This is a genomic window from Stenotrophomonas sp. AGC87 (assembly GCF_057333975.1).
The window spans coordinates 61853-79620 of sequence record NZ_JBHFHW010000029.1; the positions used below are offsets into that span (position 1 = coordinate 61853).

12 protein-coding genes and 1 pseudogene are annotated in these 17768 nt (G+C 65.8%); 5 read left to right on the forward strand and 8 right to left on the reverse strand.

Features of this window, described 5'->3' with window-relative positions:
* Nucleotides 1-16 precede the first annotated feature (16 nt).
* Nucleotides 17-1024, forward strand: a complete 1008-nt coding sequence (locus tag ACE026_RS10300) for a LacI family DNA-binding transcriptional regulator (RefSeq protein WP_486038924.1) — start codon at nucleotides 17-19, stop codon at nucleotides 1022-1024.
* 9 nt (nucleotides 1025-1033) lie between these two features.
* Here the strand turns inward: ACE026_RS10300 and ACE026_RS10305 are convergent, their stop codons facing one another.
* On the reverse strand, nucleotides 1034-2311 hold the full coding sequence (locus tag ACE026_RS10305; RefSeq protein ID WP_486038925.1) for a sugar MFS transporter: 1278 nt from the start codon (nucleotides 2309-2311) through the stop codon (nucleotides 1034-1036).
* 421 nt (nucleotides 2312-2732) lie between these two features.
* On the opposite strand from ACE026_RS10305, the gene ACE026_RS10310 reads away from it, so the two are divergent.
* The 3 genes from ACE026_RS10310 (at nucleotide 2733) to ACE026_RS10320 (ending at nucleotide 8633) form a co-directional block, all read left to right on the forward strand.
* Nucleotides 2733-5744: a TonB-dependent receptor gene (locus ACE026_RS10310; RefSeq protein WP_486038926.1), complete on the forward strand. Its 3012-nt coding sequence runs from the start codon at nucleotides 2733-2735 to the stop codon at nucleotides 5742-5744.
* Between the two features lie 111 nt (nucleotides 5745-5855).
* The gene (locus ACE026_RS10315; protein WP_486038927.1) at nucleotides 5856-6872 is read left to right on the forward strand and encodes a cupin-like domain-containing protein; all 1017 of its coding nucleotides are present in this window, start codon (nucleotides 5856-5858) and stop codon (nucleotides 6870-6872) included.
* Between the two features lie 174 nt (nucleotides 6873-7046).
* Nucleotides 7047-8633 carry a sensor domain-containing diguanylate cyclase gene (locus ACE026_RS10320; RefSeq protein ID WP_486038928.1) on the forward strand — a complete coding sequence of 529 codons (1587 nt, stop codon included), beginning with the start codon at nucleotides 7047-7049 and terminating at the stop codon, nucleotides 8631-8633.
* 41 nt (nucleotides 8634-8674) lie between these two features.
* On the opposite strand, the gene ACE026_RS10325 is transcribed toward ACE026_RS10320, so the two are convergent.
* The 3 genes from ACE026_RS10325 to aceK form a co-directional block, all read right to left on the reverse strand.
* The gene (locus ACE026_RS10325; protein WP_486038929.1) at nucleotides 8675-9532 is read right to left on the reverse strand and encodes an energy transducer TonB; all 858 of its coding nucleotides are present in this window, start codon (nucleotides 9530-9532) and stop codon (nucleotides 8675-8677) included.
* 72 nt (nucleotides 9533-9604) lie between these two features.
* The gene (locus ACE026_RS10330; protein WP_486038930.1) at nucleotides 9605-10480 is read right to left on the reverse strand and encodes an energy transducer TonB; all 876 of its coding nucleotides are present in this window, start codon (nucleotides 10478-10480) and stop codon (nucleotides 9605-9607) included.
* A 57-nt stretch (nucleotides 10481-10537) separates the two neighbouring features.
* Complete coding sequence (gene aceK / locus ACE026_RS10335; RefSeq protein WP_486038931.1) at nucleotides 10538-12250, reverse strand: bifunctional isocitrate dehydrogenase kinase/phosphatase; 1713 nt, start codon at nucleotides 12248-12250, stop codon at nucleotides 10538-10540.
* A 151-nt stretch (nucleotides 12251-12401) separates the two neighbouring features.
* On the opposite strand from aceK, the gene ACE026_RS10340 reads away from it, so the two are divergent.
* On the forward strand, nucleotides 12402-13322 hold the full coding sequence (locus tag ACE026_RS10340) for a hypothetical protein (protein WP_486038932.1): 921 nt from the start codon (nucleotides 12402-12404) through the stop codon (nucleotides 13320-13322).
* Between the two features lie 91 nt (nucleotides 13323-13413).
* On the opposite strand, the pseudogene ACE026_RS10345 reads toward ACE026_RS10340, so the two are convergent.
* The 4 genes and pseudogenes from ACE026_RS10345 to queF form a co-directional block, all read right to left on the reverse strand.
* Nucleotides 13414-15639: pseudogene (locus tag ACE026_RS10345) on the reverse strand (NADP-dependent isocitrate dehydrogenase).
* 305 nt (nucleotides 15640-15944) lie between these two features.
* Nucleotides 15945-16448, reverse strand: coding sequence for a hypothetical protein (locus ACE026_RS10350; protein WP_486038933.1), 504 nt, complete (start codon nucleotides 16446-16448; stop codon nucleotides 15945-15947).
* Nucleotides 16449-16488: 40 nt separating this feature from the next.
* Entirely contained in the window at nucleotides 16489-16782 is a 294-nt protein-coding gene (locus tag ACE026_RS10355) for a LysM peptidoglycan-binding domain-containing protein (protein WP_121040566.1), read from the reverse strand.
* A 94-nt stretch (nucleotides 16783-16876) separates the two neighbouring features.
* On the reverse strand, nucleotides 16877-17695 hold the full coding sequence (queF, locus tag ACE026_RS10360) for an NADPH-dependent 7-cyano-7-deazaguanine reductase QueF (protein WP_486038934.1): 819 nt from the start codon (nucleotides 17693-17695) through the stop codon (nucleotides 16877-16879).
* Nucleotides 17696-17768: the final 73 nt, after the last annotated feature.

Below are 17768 nucleotides of genomic sequence, written 5' to 3' on the forward strand. Positions count from 1 at the left end.
GAGGAACCCCCGCACCATGCGTAGTCGTATCGAGGATGTCGCCGCCGTTGCGGGTGTATCGATCAAGACGGTGTCCCGCGTGCTCAACAACGAGCCCAACGTGCGCGCGGAAACCCGCGATCGCGTGCTGGCCGCGGTGGCCCGCCTCGGCTACAAGCCCAATCTCTCGGCGCGCAGCCTGGCCGGCCAGCGCTCGTATGCGCTGGCGCTGGTCTACAACAACCCCTCGCGCAATTACCTGATGGAAATCCAGAACGGGATGCTGGAGGCGTGCCACGCCAACCACTACAACCTGATCCTGGGCCCGGTCGGCACGGCGCGCCGCACGCTGCCCGATCTGGCCGCGCTGTTCGAAAATTCGCGCCCCGACGGGGTGGTGCTGATCCCGCCACTGACCGACGACGCCGTGGTGCTGGCCTATCTGGAAGAACACGACATTCCGTATGCCTCCATTGCGCCGCGGCACCCCGAAGGCTGCATCGGCGTGCGCATGGACGAGACCACGGCGGTGGTCGAACTGATCGGCCATCTGGTCGCGCAGGGCCATCGCCGCATCGGCCACATCAAGGGCCCGCGCGCGCACGGCGCCTGCCAGTGGCGCCACGCCGGCTATCGCCAGGCGCTGCGCCAGTACGGTATCGAGTACGACCCGGCGCTGGTGGTCAACGGCCAGTTCTCGTTCGAATCCGGCATCGATGCGGCCAACGCATTGTTGGATCTGGCAGAGCCACCCACGGCGATCTTCGCCGCCAACGACGACATGGCCGCCGCCGTATTCCGCGTCGCCGGCCAACGCGGCCTGCGCATTCCCCGGGACCTGTCGGTCTGCGGCTTCGATGACACCCCGATCGCCGGGCACATCTACCCGGCGCTGACCACGGTGCGGCAGCCCACCGCCGCCATGGGGCGGCTGGCCACCGAACAGTTGATCGATCACATCCGCTCGCCGGAAGCCGGCACCATGATCACCGTCGATCACGCGGTGCTGGTACGCGAGTCCACGCACCCACCGCGTCGCCGCTGACCGCCTGCCTCAGCCGCTGTGGCGCGAACCGCGCCACGCGTAGAACGCAATGAACACGTAGCACAGCATTGGCAGCAGGAAGGACACCTGCAGCCCATGGTGGTCGGCCAGCCAACCCATCGCCAGCGGGATCACCGCCCCACCGACGATCGCCATCACCAGCAGGCTCGATGCCTGGCCGGTCAGCGTACCGAGGCGGGCAATCGCCAGCGCGAAGATGGTCGGGAACATGATCGAGTTGAACAGGCCGATGCTGACCACGCTCCACTTGGCCAGGTTGCCGCTGCCCAGCATCGTCACCGTCAGCAGGGCCATGACGATCAACGCAAAGACCCCCAGCATGCGGCGCGGATCCAGACGGGTCAGCAATGCCGCACCGAGCAGACGCCCGACCAGCGCACCGCCCCAGTACAAGGACACGTAACGCGTGGCTTCCTGCTCGGTCAGCCCCTCACCGATACCCGGCATCGAGAGGAAGTTGACCAGCACGCTGCCGATCGAGACTTCCGCACCCACATAGAAGAAGATCGCCAGCACGCCATAGCGCAGGTGGCGGTGGCGCAGCGCATCGCGCAGGCGGCCCCTGCCGGTGGCAGCCTCGCCTTCCACGCCGGGAATGGCCGGCAGGCGGAACATCCAGATCGCCACCGCGAGCACGAACAGCGCCACTGCCAGGCCGAAGTACGGCACCTGCACCGATTGCGCTTCAGCAGCGCGATACGCGAGCGCCTCAGCGTGCGGCAGCAGCGCCAGCTCATCGGCCGTGCGCGGCGCGGCCGAGAGGATCAGCAGGCCACCGAACAGCGGCGCGATGGTGGTGCCCAGCGCATTCATCGATTGCGCCAACGTCAGCCGGCTGGAACTGGTCTGTTCCGGCCCGAGCAGCGCAACGTAGGGATTGGCGGCGACCTGCAGCACAGTGATGCCGGTGGCCAGCACGAACAGCGCGCCGAGGAACAGGCCGTACACATGCGCCTGCGCGGCCGGCCAGAACAGCAACGCGCCCACGCCGGCAATGGCCAACCCGGCCACGATGCCGCGCTTGTAGCCCACCGCCGCGACCAGCCGCCCGGCGGGGAGCGACATCAGGAAGTACGCACCAAAGAAGGTGAACTGGACCAGCATCGCCTGCACCCAGGTCAGGGCGAACGCCGCCTTGAGGTGCGGGATCAGGATGTCGTTGAGGCAGGTGAGGAAGCCCCACATGAAAAAGATGGCGGTGACCACGGCCAGTGCAACGCCATTACTTTGCACATGTTGTCCGCGGACGGCAGCAGGAGTGTCCATTGCATGTCCTTCCAGATTGGGAGTGCCGGCCAGTCGGCGGCCAGACATGGAACCTGCTTGGACCGCGATTGTCCAGCGCTGTCAGCAATCAAATCCAGCGGTCGGCGGATGCTGCGGTGCATGCGCCCGAATGCCTTCGCGCAGTTTCGTTCTGCACTGCACAACAGATCAGCATCGCCAGTCCGACGGCCCACGTCCCTGAAGAATCGGGCTACAACGCCCGTGCTGCAGTGTTTCCGCCGCGCGCGCGGCCGTCCCGACTGCAACGCACGACACAGCTCGGCGACGGCCGCAAGCGCATCGCCACGTGCGTTTGTTGACAACGCTGTCAACCATGGCTCCAATCCGGGCCGTGCGCACTGGAACCCGCGCCGACACAACGCAGAACCGCCACGATCGAATTCCCTGGGGAGGGATCATCATGAAGACGTACAAGGCCGTACCCCGCAAGGCGATGCTCACCTCCGCACTTCTCGCTGTCCTGGCCGGCCCGGCCTGGGCACAGGATCCCGCGGCCCGAGAGACCACCACGACGGCCCCCGATGGCGTCGATCCCACCACGCTCGATACGGTGCAGGTCACCGGTATCCGTGGCAGCCTCACCTCGTCGATGAACCTCAAGCGCGACAGCCAGGGTGTGGTCGACGGCATCGTTGCCGAAGACATCGGCAAGTTCCCGGATACCAACCTGGCCGAATCGCTGCAGCGCATCAGCGGCGTCTCGATCGACCGCACCGCCAGTGGCGAAGGCTCCAAAGTCACCGTGCGCGGCATCGGCCCGGACTACAACCTGGTGCTGCTCAACGGGCGGCAGATGCCAGCCTCCAACCTCGGCGCCGGCGGCGCCGGCCTGAACAGCTCGCGCTCGTTCGATTTCGCCAACCTGGCCGCCGAATCGGTGTCGGCGGTGGAGGTCTACAAGACCGGCCGTGCCGACAATCCGGCCGGTGGCATCGGCGCGACGATCAACATCAAGACGATGCGCCCGCTGGAGTCCGAACCGGTGATCAGCCTCGGCCTGAAGGCGGTCAACGATTCCTCCAACGACAACCTGCCGCGCACGCTGCAGGGCTCGAAAGTGACCGGTGAGCTGTCCGGCATCTTCAGCCAGACCTATGCCGATGGCCGCTTCGGCGTGGCGCTGAGCGCCAGCCACCAGGAACGCGACTCCGGCTTCAACCAGGCCACCGTGGCCGAAGGCTGGGCGACCTTCCGGGGCAACGAAGCCACCGACTGGCGTGCATTGCCGCTGCCGGGTCAGGGCTATTCGGACCGCATCACCAACCGTCCGGATCCCGACGATATCTACGGCCGCCCGCAGAACACGGCGTACAACGTCAATGGCGTACAGCGCCAGCGCACCAACGGCCAGGCCACGTTCCAGTGGAAGCCGGCCGACAACATCACCACCACGCTCGACTACACCTTCGTCGAGAACAAGGTGCAGCAGCAGCGCAGCGAGCTGTCGGTATGGTTCAACTACGGCCCGGGCGACAGCACCTGGACCAACGGCCCGATCGCAGCACCGATCATCTACAGCGAAGACATGACCGGCTCGGACGTCTCGATGGGTGGCATGAAGCTGGCCACCAAGAACTCGATGGACTCGCTGGGCTTCAATGTCGATTGGGAAGTCAACGACGCGCTGGATCTGTCCTTCGATATGCACAACTCCACCGCCGAGTCGCAGCCGGACGGCCCCTACGGCTCGGCCGGCGTGCTCGGCGTGGCCGCGTTCGTGCGCGGCACCACCACCGTGGACTACAGCGGCGACCTGCCGATCATCCACATGGACCTGCCGCCGGGCGGCGTGCAGGCCTCCGATGCGCTGGTCACCGGCTCGGTCTTCCAGAACAGCTACAACAAGTCCAAGGTCGAGCAGTACCAGGGCCGCGGTACGTTCAAATTCGCCGACTACTCGGCGTTGGATTTCGGCGTCGGCTACACCCAGGTGGAAAACCGCTCGGCCTCGGCGATCATGCAGCGCAACAGCTGGGGTGGCCTGGGCAATCCGACGGACTACGATGACAACATCTGGTACGCCGATGACATGAGCCGCTACTTCAAGGCGTTCTCCGGCCACAACGATCCGCGCATGACCGGCCGCTTCCTGGTGTTCGATTTCGACCGCCTGCGTGCGCAGGCTGCCGGGGTCGCCACCGACGCCGAACCGGCCTGCCCGACCTGCTATGTCGCGCCGACCGAGTACTCCGAGGACATCCGCACCACGGAGAAATCCAAGAGCGCCTACGCGCAGTACCGCACGACGTTCGAGTGGTCGATGCCGCTGCACGTGGCCGCCGGTGTGCGCTACGAGCAGACCGAGGTGGAATCGCAGGCGCTGGTCCGCCTGCCGACCGGGATCAGCTGGGGCTCGGCCAACGAGTTCAATGTGACCTACGACGCCAACGGTACGTTCGTCGGCGGCACCGGCAAGTACAACTACGTGCTGCCCAACCTCGATCTGAAGCTGGACATCAACGAGGCGCTGGCGCTGCGTGGCAGCTACAGCCGCAGCATCGGCCGGCCCGGCTGGACGCAGATCCAGAGCGGCTCGCGGGTGGACGACATCGTGCGCACCCAGGGCGGTACCGGCTCGCGCGGCAACCCGGGGCTGGAGCCGCTGGTGTCGGACAACTTCGACCTGTCGCTGGAGTGGTACTACGGGGAATCCAGCTACGCCTCGGTCGGCTTCTTCCGTAAGAACATCAAGAACTTCATCAGCAACACCATCGTGCGCGAGAACACCGGCACCCTGCACACGCCGGTCGGCGGCGCGTACTGGAACGAGGCGCTGGGGTCGGGCTGCGGCGCCACCGACATGCCCTGCATCCGCGATTACATTTTCACCAACCATGCCGGCGACCCGGGCGTGACCTACACCGGCCGCAATTCGGCCGGGCAGATGACCGGCACCATCGTCGGCCAGCCGGGCGACCCGGTGGCCGGGTTCGACACCACCGTGCCGGCCAACCAGCACTCCGACCATCTGGACGGTTGGGAGCTGGCGGTGCAGCACCTGTTCGGCCAATCCGGCTTCGGCCTGGCGGCCAACTACACCAAGGTGAAGTCCGGCCTGACCTTCGATAACTACAGCCTGGGCGACCAGTACCCGATGATCGGCTTGAGCGACTCGGCCAACCTCGTGGCGTTCTATGAAAAGAATGCCTGGCAGGTCCGTGCGGCCTACAACTGGCGCGACAAGTTCCTCAACGGCATCGGCGGCCAGGGACCCAACCCGAACTACACCGAAGCCTACGGCCAGCTCGATCTCAACATCAGCTACGCAGTCAGCGACCAGCTGACGCTGAGCCTGGAGGCGATCAACCTGACCGACGAGACCATGCGCACCTACGCGCGCCATTCCAACATGCTGCGCTACGCCACCCAGACCGGCCCGCGTTACATGTTCGGCGTGCGCTACAAGTTCTGAGGCAGCCGCACTCCTCTGCAGCACCGGAAGGCCGCGCTCACCCCGCGGCCTTTCGCTTCCCCCACCCCCGCGCTACCGTGGGCGCCACCCGCCTCTGCTACCAGGAAGCCGATGTCCGCCATGCCCGGCCCGATCGAGGAACTGCATGATCTGGATCCGGCGCAGCTGCACACGCAGTTGGCCGGCTGGACGACACCGAAAGTGATCCGGGGGCTGGTGGCGCAGTGGCCGCTGGTCAGCGCGGCAACACAGTCCACACAGGCGGCGGTCGCCCACCTCAAACAGTTCGACCACGGCACGATGCCGGTCACCGCTACCACGGCGCCGCCGGAGGCCAAGGGGCGTGTGTTCTACAACGCCGACATGAGCGGCTTCAATTTCCGCCGCGAGCAGATTCCGTTGAAGGTCGTGCTCGACACCCTGCTCAAGTACGCCACCGCGCCGACGCCGCCATCGATCTACGTCGCCTCGACCACCCTGGACAGTTTCCTGCCCGGCTTCCGCCAGGCCAATGCACTTGCGCTCGGCGTGGACGATCCGCTGGCCAGTATCTGGATCGGCAACCGCTCGCGTATCGCCGCGCACCAGGACGTGCCGGACAACCTGGCCTGCGTGGCCGCCGGCCGCCGCCGGGTCACCCTGTTCCCGCCGGCCCAGGTGAGCAATCTCTATATCGGGCCACTGGACTTCACGCCGGCTGGGCAGGCCGTCAGCCTGGTCGACTTCGCCGCACCGGACCTGGCACGCTTCCCGCGCTTCAGCGAAGCGCTGGCCCACGCGCAGGTGGCCGAACTGGGGCCGGGCGATGCGGTGTTCATCCCTTCGTTGTGGTGGCACCACATGGAGGGGCTGGAGTCGTTCAATGTCCTGGTCAATTACTGGTGGCGGCCGGTGCCGGCGTGGCGGGATGCGCCGATGAACGCGCTGATGCTCTCGCTGCTGGCCATCCGCGATCTGCCACCGGCACAGCGTGCGCACTGGCAGGCGATGTTCCAGCACTACGTCTTCGAGGCCGGTGATCACACCGCCGCGCATATTCCCGAACCGGTCCGCGGCGTGCTCGGCCCGCTCGACCAGGCCGGTGCCGATCATCTGCGCGGCGTGCTGCGCAAGCGCCTGGAGCGCTGAACGGGCCACCACGGCGGCGCCGACTTCACCCACGGGGGGGTGTAATCCGCAATAATCGCCGCCCAACGAGTTGTTGACCGCCCGGGGGCGGGGTCGTGCGCTCCTGACTGTTTCGCTGCTGCCGTTCCATCCGCATGTTCCGGTTGGTGCTGCACCCTGCTGCCCGTGAACCGCATGCGTCCGTTGTCCACCCGTCTGAACCTGGGCAAGTTGATCCTTGCCCTGGCCCTGCTCAGCGCGCTCATCGCGTTGGCCAATACCCTGCATGCCAGCTACCGCGTGCAGCGCGAGCAGCTGATCGGCAATACGCTGGAAGCCAACCGCGTGTATGCCAGCAAGCTGGCCGAGTCGACCCAGAACTTCGTTCTGTCAGCGCAGCAGCAGGTGGCCTACAGCGCCACCCTGCTCGGCCAGCGTGTGCATGATCGCAGTGAACTGGAAGCAGAAGCCGCACGCCTGCAGCTGCAGACCAACAGCTTCAACTCGGTGCTGATCGTGGATGCCGGCGGTACCGTGCTGGCGACCTCCCCGCAGAGCCTGGCCCTGCAGGGCGTGCTGCTCAAGAGCGCCGGCAACCGCGATGCGCTGGAGCGCCGCGTGCCATTCATCAGCGACCCCTACCAGGCCGCGACCGGGCGCCTGGTGGTGGCGATTTCGCATCCGATCTTCTCCGCGCAGGGGAGGTACCAGGGCTATGTCAGCGGCACGATCTACCTGCGCCAACGCAGCATCCTGCAATCGCTGCTGGGCAAGCACTATTACCGCGATGGGTCCTACCTGTACGTCGTCGACCGCAACGGTCGCATCCTGTACCACATCGAACAGGACCGGGTCGGCCAGTTCGCGCTGGAGAACCCGGCCGTGCAGGCGGTGACCCGAGGCCACTCCGGCGCGCAGCAGGTACGCAACAGTCACGGCGTGCAGATGCTGGCCGGGTACGCGCCGGTGCCGAGCGTCGGCTGGGGCGTGGTGGCCCAGCGGCCGACCACCGCCACGCTGGCCTCACTGTCCAAGCTGATGTCGGCGGTGATCTGGAATGCGATTCCGCTGGGCATTCTGTCGCTGCTGATCACCTGGTGGTTCGCGCGGCGCATCTCGCTGCCGCTATGGCAGCTGGCGCGCAACGTGCAGAACCGCGACACCGGCATCGCGATCCGCCACGTCACCGGTATCCGCGCCTGGTACTACGAAGTCGCCCAGCTCAAAACCGCCCTGCTGTACAGCTTCAACCTGCTGCAGGACCGCATCGGCAAGCTCAACCGCGCCAGCATGACCGATCCCCTTACCGGCCTGCAGAACCGGCGCGGCCTGCAGCAGGGGCTGGAAGACTGGCAGGCACGCGGCCAGCCGTTCGGGATCATCGCGCTGGACATCGACCGCTTCAAGAGCATCAACGACCGCTTCGGTCATGCGGTCGGCGATGCCGTGATTCTGCGTATCGCGCAGTTGATGCGCGATGGCTCACGCGACACCGATCTGCTCTGCCGCAACGGCGGTGAGGAGTTCCTGATCCTGTTGCCGGGCATCGATGCCCTCAATGCCGCGCAGGTGGCCGAGCGCCTGCGCATCCAGGTGGCGGCCGAAGTGTTCGAGCAGGTCGGCACGGTCACCGTGTCGCTGGGCGTGGCCCACTACCCGACCTTTCACGATGATCCGCAGCAGGCGCTGAGGCTGGCCGACAAGGCGCTGTACATGGCCAAGGAACAGGGCCGCAACCGCACCGTGGTGTACCCGCAGCCCGACAGCCCAAGCGTCGGTTGAGACGAGGATCGCGGGGCAGCCCACCCGCGATCCAGTCAGGCTCAGCTGCCCAGCGGGGTGCGCAGGCGCGGCGCGTTGGGGGCGCCGGCCAACGTAGCCGAGCCGTCGGTCAGCAGATCCGGCGAGAAGCCGGCACTCTCCGGGCGTGTGGACCACGGGATGGCGTTGCGTGGTCCTGGAATGTAAGCGCGCCATCGCGCCAGGTCATCAGGCATGGCGGTGTCGATCGCAAAGCTGACCGGCACGCGGTAGGTGCGGAACGGCGCCTCCAGGCTGGCGTCCTCCGCGCTCAGCGGAAAGCGCCACTTGCGCGCGGCGTCCAGCGATGCCTTGCTCAGGCGACTGCGGATGAGATCCATCTGGGCTGCCGTCCCCGTGCTTCTCAGATTCACCTGCTCGGCAACCTGGTCGACCACACGCCCTTCCCGGTCAACCTTCAGGGCGAGGTACACGGTGCCCTGCCCCCCCACGCGGAACACTTCGGCGGGGTAGCGCGGCGGTGGCGTACGCACCTTGGATTTGATTTCCCGTCCCGAGGCATCCTTCCGGGCGCCATCGAAATGTGCACTGATCAGCCGCACGTTGAAGGTATCGTTCGCACCCGGCTGGGCAACGACACGTACGGTCATCCGCGCATCCATCGGTACCGGGGCGCCGTCACGCACATTCGGCTCGAATTCCCAGTTCTTCACAGTGTCGCGCACCAGCGTGGCCACTGCCTCCGGAAGCAGGTCCTGCTTGTCGATCTCCAGCGCAGTGATGCGGCCGTCGTCGCCAATGGCGAGGGTGCCCTCGACCCGCATGCCCATTTCCACCGGCACATCGGCCGACGGCTTGGCCGCGTGCGCTGGCGCTGTTGCCAGCACCAGTGCCACGACGATTGCTTTGATGATGTCCATCGCGTTGTTTCTCCTTGTGCCATTCATCGTCATCGGTACCGACAGCCTACCCATTGGGGCCGGCATGCAGGGTCAGCCACCCAGCGGCGTCAACAGGGTCGGCCCCTTGCCGGCGGCATCGGCCATGAACACCCCGCCGGACGGCAGCATATCGGCCTTGCCATCGGCCGCCATGTCCATGTCCCTGCGCCACGGCGCCTGTTGGCGCGGGCCGGGAATATAGGCATCCCAGCGACCGTAGCGCTCGGCGTCATCTCCAAAGGAGAAGCGTACCGGCACCCGGATGGTCCAGCTGGCTTCATTCCTGTACTCGCCCGTGGTCGGAATCCTGAACGTCCATTTGCGCGCAGCACCCATCGCTACCCGCGACAGCTTGTCACGCATCTTCCGCATGTTCGCCTCATTGGCGATCACACGCAGGTTGACCTGCTCGGTCGCCACGTCCAGGGCGTTGCCATCGCGCCCGACCTGGATCAGCAGGATCACGTCACCGCGTCCCCCTGCATTGAACACGTCCTCCGGATACGCCGGCCGCGACAGCTTCCTGCCGGTCACGCTGCTGGTATCGGTTGGGTCGTACGTGTCGAAACTCGCCGCCAGCAGGGTGACCTGGCCCGTGCCATCCGGGTTGTTCTTTGCCCCCAGGCGGATGCTGGCCGGCGCACGCGCCTTGACGGCGCGGCCCTCGCGCCGCACCGGCTCGAAGCGCCAGGTGTGCACCGCACGTTCGACGAACCGGACGATTCCCTCGTCCACCTGGTCCGGCTTGTCGAGACGGAACGCTTCGACCTGGCCTTCGGTACCGATATCGATCTCGCCGGTAAGTACCATGCTGGCTTCGGCCTGCTCGCGCACCTCGCGCTTGGTCTGTGCGTCCGCATCGGGGACCACGACCATGCCCACGCCGCTGAAGGCCAATGCCAGGGCAAGAATAGGGGAACAACGCATCGCACTATCTCCTTGTGGATACCTGACAGCGTAGCGCAGCGGCGTTCCTGTGGACAATCAAGCCAGCCGCAGCGCGCCGGCATACGGCGGCGTGTCCGGAAAGTCACCGCTGGCAAAACCTGCCTGCAGCTGTTGCCACCACACGGGATCCAACAGATGGCCGAAATGTTCGCGCACGGCCGCCAACTCGGGCGCCGGCAGCCCCATGAACATCCAGAACCGCTCCGGAAACACGTCACGCGGGCCGATTTCGAACCAGGGTTCATCAGCCAGCGCTTCCTCCTCATTGCGCGGCGTCGGCCATGCACGGAAGGTGCACTCGGTGACCAGGCACAGCTCGTCGTAATCGTAGAACACCGCGCGCCCGTGGCGTGACACACCAAAGTTCTTCGGCAACATATCGCCAGGAAAGATGTTGTTGCGCGCCATGTCGGTGATCGCCTGCGCGTAATCAAGCGCGGCGACGCGACGTGCCTCGGCGGTCTGCTCACGCAGGTACAGGTTGAGCGGACGGAAACGCCGCTGCACGTAGCATAGTGCGATCACCAGTTCGTCGCCGTCCTCGCGCACACCGCTGGCGCACTGGGTCAGCAGTTCCTCACGCAACGCTGCGGAGAAACGCGCCCGCGGGAAACGCAGGTGCCGATAGGGCTGCGCATCGAGCAGCCGACCAACGCGGTCCAGGTTGAACACCAGGGCGTACTTCTCTTCGACCTGGTGCCGGGTCATGGTTTTCGGCCAGGCGAAGCGGTCCCGGATCAGCTTGAACACCAGCGGATAGCTGGGCAGGGTGAACACCGCCATGACCATGCCGGGCGTGCCGTCGGCATGCACCAGCTGCTCGCCCGGCTGTTCCTGGAAGTGACGGAAAAAGGTGCGATAGCGTTCGGTCTTGCCCTGCTTGGCACGCCCGAGCACGGTGTAGATCTCATCGACCGGCTTGCCCGGCAGCAGGCTGCGCAGGAACACCACCGCATCGCCTACCGTGGCCAGATCGGCCTGGAAATAGCTGCGCGAGACGCCGAACAGATGCGCGACATCACGGCGCCGGGTCAACACCGCATCCACGCGCAGGCCGCGCTCGTCATGGACCAGCGCGATCACGCAGGGCGAGAAGCGATGCTCACCGAATACGCGCCCCACCAGATAGGCCCGACGCTCGCGATAGAACACGGTGTCGAGCAGCTCAACGCTGCGCACCGGGTAGTCGCCCCAGTGCGCCAGATCGTCCTGCAGCCGCACCGCGATCGCAGCGGCGCAGCGCAGCTGGTGCGCGTACGGCACATCGAAGCGATAGTCCCCCAGTACACGCATGAAGGCATCGGCCGGGCGCGTGGAAGACAAGGTGTAGCTGTGCCGCGCGACCGGATGGGTGATGGCGTCGGAGGGTTCAACATCCATCGCCATGAACTCGATCGCCCCGTCTACGCCACGGGTGGCGAACAGCCGGCGCGCCAGTGTGTTGTAGAAGGTCTTGTACAGCTCGGCATCGATCAAGCCGACCAGCAGCGCGGCGTAGGCGCCACGTACCTTCAGCCACAGCGCGCGCTCGCCGATGCGCTCACCGGCTGCACGGCGCAATGCATCCACGGTCTCGGCGATGCACCGGTCGTACAGCCCGATGCGCTCCACGGCGTCCTGCCGTGCACCGGCCCAGTCGCGCCGTTCGAAGCGCTGCCGCGCACGCCGCGAGATCGCCGCGAAGCGCGCGTGGTAATCCTCGAACCCATCGCGGATCAACCGCGCGAGCGCATCCGGCGTTGCGCTCATGCGGCGCCCCCGGCGGGGCATGGAAAGCTCTGGCAGGAACAGCGACCGTGCATGCATCCACTTCCACAGGACCTGCTGCCACCATACGGCAGCCAATGGGCGCTTGCCCAGCCGGCGCCGGTGCATGCGGGTTCCGGGGTAGAGTCGCCCCATGAACCTTCGAACAGGGAAAGTGATGACGACAGGCCGTCGCAGGACCGTGTGGGTGGGCGCCGTGTTGCTGGCGGCAGTATTGGTGGCCGTGTATTCGGGCCAACGTGACCGGCCACGGGTATCGCAGACCATGACCAGACCTTCATCGACAACCGCACTGTCCGCGGAGGCTGTCGCTCCGGTCCCTCATGCCCTGGAGTCTGGACCGCTGTCGGCCGGCTTCGAAGATGACACCCGCAACGAGTTCGAAGGTGTCAGCGCTGCGGCCGAACGCGGAGACGTCAACGCGCAGCGCCGGTTGGCCGAACTGTACGAGAAGTGTTTTCTGGTGAACCTCCGGCGTGCGTCCTATCTCGAGGGCGTCGAAAGCACGGCCAGGTTGCATCCGGATCCGGATGCAGGGCAGCAGATGCGCCTGACCGGCGAACGTGTTTTCGCGCAGTGTGGCGGTGTGGATGGCGGTCAGGTGATTCCACTTGAGGCCATGCTGGCATGGAGGGAGCAGGCCGCGCGCCAGGGTGATCTTGCTTCACAGCTGTGGTTGCGTCTTCGACAGACAGCTACGGCACCTCTCACGCCGACGGAGTATGTCCAGTTGATGGAACAGGTCATTGCGGCCGACGACGTGACGGCAATGGCGTACCTGGGGTCTCTTGCTCAAGCAACCGCTGCGACGGGCGCCGCGGATGGAGATCCGCTCATCACTGGATTGGCGTGGCAGATTACCGCCTGCGAACGTGGACTTGCCTGCGGGGTGGGAAGTGAATTGATGGATGTGCTGTGCTTCAGCACGGGTGCCTGCATGGAGACAGATGCCACCGTCCTCCTGCGTTTGATGGCCGCAGAGCAGCAGACTGCGCTGAATGCGGAAATCGCCCACCTTTCGGCCCAGCTTGGCCGCCGTCCCCGCCGCCAGTGACCGGCCGCCCGATCAGAACCAATCACTCACAAAAAAACCCGCGCCGAAGCGCGGGTTCTTCATCGATCACCGCAGCGGCGGGACCGCTTCGTTACAGCGCAGACAGCGCGCTGTTGAAGGTGCTGCTCGGCCGCATCGCAGCGCTGGCCTTGGCCACGTCCGGACGGTAGTAACCGCCGATGTCGACCGCCTTGCCTTGCACCGCCGCCAACTCGCCAACGATGGCCTGCTCGTTCTCGGCCAGGGCCTTGGCCAGCGGAGCGAAACGGGCCTTCAGCGCGGCATCGTCGTCCTGCGCGGCCAGGGCCTGGGCCCAGTACAGCGCGATGTAGAAGTGGCTGCCGCGGTTGTCGATGCCACCGAGCTTGCGCGACGGCGACTTGTCGTTGTCCAGGAACTGGCCGTTGGCCTGGTCCAGGGTCTTGGCCAGCACGGTCGCACCGGCGTTGTCGTAACGGTTGCCCAGGTGCTCCAGCGAGGCCGCCAGCGCGAGGAACTCACCCAGCGAATCCCAGCGCAGGTAATCCTCTTCCACGAACTGCTGCACGTGCTTGGGCGCCGAACCACCGGCACCGGTCTCGAACAGGCCACCACCGGCCATCAGCGGCACGATGGAGAGCATCTTGGCGCTGGTGCCCAGTTCCATGATCGGGAACAGGTCGGTCAGATAATCGCGCAGCACGTTGCCGGTCACCGAGATGGTGTCCTCACCCTTGCGGATGCGGTCCAGCGAGAAGGCGGTCGCTTCCACCGGGGCCAGGATGCGGATGTCCAGGCCATTGGTGTCGTGATCCTTCAGGTAGGTCTCGACCTTGGCGATCACCTGCGCATCGTGCGCGCGGGCGGTATCCAGCCAGAACACCGCCGGGGTGCCGCTCAGGCGGGCGCGGTTCACGGCCAGCTTCACCCAATCCTGGATCGGGGCGTCCTTGGTCTGGCACATGCGCCAGATGTCGCCGGTCTGCACGGCATGCTCGAACACCACGGTGCCCGCCTCATCGGTGACGCGCACGGTGCCGTCGGCCGGGATCTGGAAGGTCTTGTCGTGCGAGCCGTATTCCTCGGCCTTCTGCGCCATCAGGCCGACGTTCGGCACCGAGCCCATGGTGGCCGGGTCGAACGCGCCGTGGGTGCGGCAGTCGTCGATCACGGCCTGGTACACACCCGCATAGCAACGGTCGGGGATGACGGCCTTGGTGTCCTGCAGCTTGCCGTCGGCATTCCACATGCCACCGGAGTCGCGGATCATCGCCGGCATCGAGGCGTCGACGATCACGTCGCTGGGCACGTGCAGGTTGGTGATGCCCTTGTCCGAATTGACCATGGCCAGACCCGGGCGCTTGCCGTATTAGGCGGCCAGGTCGGCCTTGATCGCTTCCTGAGTCGCTTCGGGCAGCTGCGGCAGGCGCGCGAACAGATCGCCGATGCCGTTGTTCGGATCGAAACCGGCCTGCTTGAGCACGTCGGCGTGCTTGGCCAGCACGTCCTTGTAGAACTCTTCGACAACCACGCCGAACATGATCGGGTCGGAGACCTTCATCATGGTGGCCTTGAGGTGCAGCGAGAACAGCACGCCCTTGGCCTTCGCATCGGCGATCTGCGCCTGCACGAACGAGGCCAGCGCATTGCGGCTCATCACCGCGGCGTCGACGATCTCACCGGCCTTGACCGCAGTCTTTTCCTTGAGCACGACGCTGCTGCCGTCGGCTTTGAACAGTTCGATCTTCAGGCTGCCGGCATTGGCCAGCGTCGCCGACTTTTCGCTGCCGTAGAAATCACCGCCGTCCATGTGCGAGACATGCGACTTGCAGTCCTTGGACCACTTGCCCATGCGATGCGGGTGCTTGCGGGCGTAGTTCTTGACCGACAGCGGCGCGCGGCGGTCCGAGTTGCCTTCGCGCAGCACCGGGTTCACCGCGCTGCCCTTGACCTTGTCGTAGCGCGCCTTGATGTCGCGCGAGACGTCGTCGGTCGGTACATCCGGGTAGTTCGGCAGTGCGAAGCCCTGGTCCTGCAGTTCCTTGATGGCGGCCTTCAGCTGCGGCACCGAGGCGCTGATGTTGGGCAGCTTGATGATGTTCGCGTCCGGGGTGGTCGCCAGCTGGCCCAGTTCGGCCAGGTGATCGGCTTCTTTCTGGTCGTCTTTCAGGTAATCCGGGAACAGGGCGAGGATGCGGCCGGACAGCGAGATGTCGCGGGTTTCCACGGCGATGCCGGCGGTGGCGGTGTAGGCCTCGACGATCGGCAGCAGCGACTGCGTGGCCAGGAACGGGGCTTCATCGGTGAGCGTGTAGAGAATCTTGGGCGTGTTCGACATGGGGGATCAGGGCTCTCTTGCAGATCTCGTGAATGATGGCCGACGGCAATGCCGGGCCGCGTGCAACCGTGTCGCGTGCAGGGCCTCGCACAGCCTGGCCCGCACTTTCCCCGGGGACCGCGCCAACCAACGGCGCGCACGGCGGGAAACCCCTGCATTGTCGCGTTTTCAGCCCCCCGGAGCAAAGCCATCCCATACGCAAACGTACTGGAACGCTGTGGTCCGGCAAGCGCCCATAAAAAAGACGCAGCCTCGCGGCTGCGTCCATCGTGAGCCTGTTGCCGGGAGAGAGTCGGCGTCTAGGCTTACTTGACCTCAAACTCCTGCGGCGATCCAGCCGCCTTACCATCTACCATGACTTCCGCGCGGTACTTGCCCGCCGGCCAGCCATTGGCATTCTTGAAGGCAATATTGGTGGTCTCGGCACCGGTGGTGTTCACCACCTGGTTCTGCTCACCGGCCACCTGGCCGTTCTGGAAGGTCAGCTTGGCCGCCACGTTGGCGTTGTTGGCGCTGCCATCCGTGCGGATCGAGACGATGATGTCGTCCTTCGGCGCGAACAGCGCGACGGAAGTAACTGTCTTGTCGGCTGCGGCGGTCTTGCCAACGGTAACGGCCGAAACGTTCACCCCTGCTGCAGCGGTCATCGGCTGCGGCGCGGCTTCCGTCATCGGGGCCGGGGCGGCAGGCGTCATCGCAGCGGGCTGCGCGTTGTTGTCAGCAGTGTCTTCTTTCTTCTTGCAGCCGGCCAGGGCCACGGTGGCCAGAAGCGCGGCGAGAACGGCAGTACTGATGGACGACTTCTTCATGTGAGGTTGCTCCCTTGTAGATGGTGGGCAGTACAGCGGATCAGGCTTTGGGCGGCAGTTTCAGGGTCTGGCCCGGTTGGATCTTGTCCGGGTCGTCCAGTACATCGCGGTTGGCCTCGAAGATGCGCTTCCACGCATTGGCATCGCCCAGTTCCTGCTTGGCGATCTTGGAGAGCGAATCGCCCTTCTGCACCGTGTAGGTGCCCCCGACCTTTTCCGCAGTGGTATCCACCGAGGAGGTCACGCCCGAGAAATCGACCTGATCGACTTTCTGCGCGGTGGTATCAACGCTGGCGCTGACACCGGAAAAGTCGACTTTCTTATCGGTACTCATCCATACACTCCCGTCTTGATTGACGACATGGGAGGCACGGTGTCACAGCCCTTGTTAATGGGGCATGGCGTGGATGTGAAGACGCGCGGAACGCCTACTGGCGCAGGGCGCGGACGGTGCGCGCCGGGGCGGCGATGCCCGGGCTGGCACGCCACGGGTTGATGTCCAGCCCGCCGCGGCGGGTGTAGCGCGCTTCCACTTCCAGCCACTGCGGCTGGCAGCGTTGGGTGATCTCGCTGAAGATCCGCTCCACGCACTGCTCATGGAACTCGGCGTGCTCGCGGTAGCTGATCAGGTATTTCAGCAGGCCGTCGCGGTCGATCTTCGGGCCGTGGTAACGCACGCTGACACTGGCCCAGTCCGGCTGGCCGGTGACCGGGCAGTTGGACTTGAGCAGGGCCGAACTCAACGTTTCGGTGACCACCTCATCGGCATCGGCGAACAGGAACTCCGGGGCCGGCGGGCCGTAGCGCTCGATGGCGACATCGCGCTCGTCCAAGGACTCGCCCTCGGCCGCTTCCACCAGCGGCGGCACCCCGAGCACCACCGTCACCACCGCCCCCGCACACGCCGACAGATCGCGGGTGATGCACAGGCGCGCCGCCTGGTCATCATCGAAACGCGTGCTGTTGAGCGAGTTGAGATACAGCTTGAACGACTTGGATTCGATCAGGTTCGGCGAGGTGCACGGCACGCTGACCGTGGCCACGGCCACACGCGGTTTGCCGCGACCGTCCAGCCAGCTCAGCTCATAGGCCTGCCAGCGGTCATGGCCGACGAACGGCAGCGCCGCCTCGTCCAGGCCGATCTCCTCGCGGGCGCCGCGGCGCGGGATGGGGAAGAGCAGGCCGGGATCGTACTGCGACGGGTAAGCAACCTCGCGACCGAGGCTGGAGTCCTGGGGGGTATTCATGCCGCCATTTTACGCCGGTAGGCGCGCGGCGTCCGGCGGCGAAAACGAAGGGCCCCGGCCAACGGCCGGGGCC

Coding starts and splice junctions, on each gene's coding strand:
- ACE026_RS10355 (WP_121040566.1), bottom strand. CDS start 16,782: ATGAGTACCGATAAGAAAGTCGACTTTTCCGGTGTCAGCGCCAGCGTT.
- ACE026_RS10330 (WP_486038930.1), bottom strand. CDS start 10,480: ATGCGTTGTTCCCCTATTCTTGCCCTGGCATTGGCCTTCAGCGGCGTG.
- ACE026_RS10350 (WP_486038933.1), bottom strand. CDS start 16,448: ATGAAGAAGTCGTCCATCAGTACTGCCGTTCTCGCCGCGCTTCTGGCC.
- ACE026_RS10310 (WP_486038926.1), top strand. CDS start 2,733: ATGAAGACGTACAAGGCCGTACCCCGCAAGGCGATGCTCACCTCCGCA.
- ACE026_RS10325 (WP_486038929.1), bottom strand. CDS start 9,532: ATGGACATCATCAAAGCAATCGTCGTGGCACTGGTGCTGGCAACAGCG.
- ACE026_RS10305 (WP_486038925.1), bottom strand. CDS start 2,311: ATGGACACTCCTGCTGCCGTCCGCGGACAACATGTGCAAAGTAATGGC.
- ACE026_RS10315 (WP_486038927.1), top strand. CDS start 5,856: ATGTCCGCCATGCCCGGCCCGATCGAGGAACTGCATGATCTGGATCCG.
- ACE026_RS10340 (WP_486038932.1), top strand. CDS start 12,402: ATGAACCTTCGAACAGGGAAAGTGATGACGACAGGCCGTCGCAGGACC.
- ACE026_RS10300 (WP_486038924.1), top strand. CDS start 17: ATGCGTAGTCGTATCGAGGATGTCGCCGCCGTTGCGGGTGTATCGATC.
- aceK (WP_486038931.1), bottom strand. CDS start 12,250: ATGAGCGCAACGCCGGATGCGCTCGCGCGGTTGATCCGCGATGGGTTC.
- ACE026_RS10320 (WP_486038928.1), top strand. CDS start 7,047: ATGCGTCCGTTGTCCACCCGTCTGAACCTGGGCAAGTTGATCCTTGCC.
- queF (WP_486038934.1), bottom strand. CDS start 17,695: ATGAATACCCCCCAGGACTCCAGCCTCGGTCGCGAGGTTGCTTACCCG.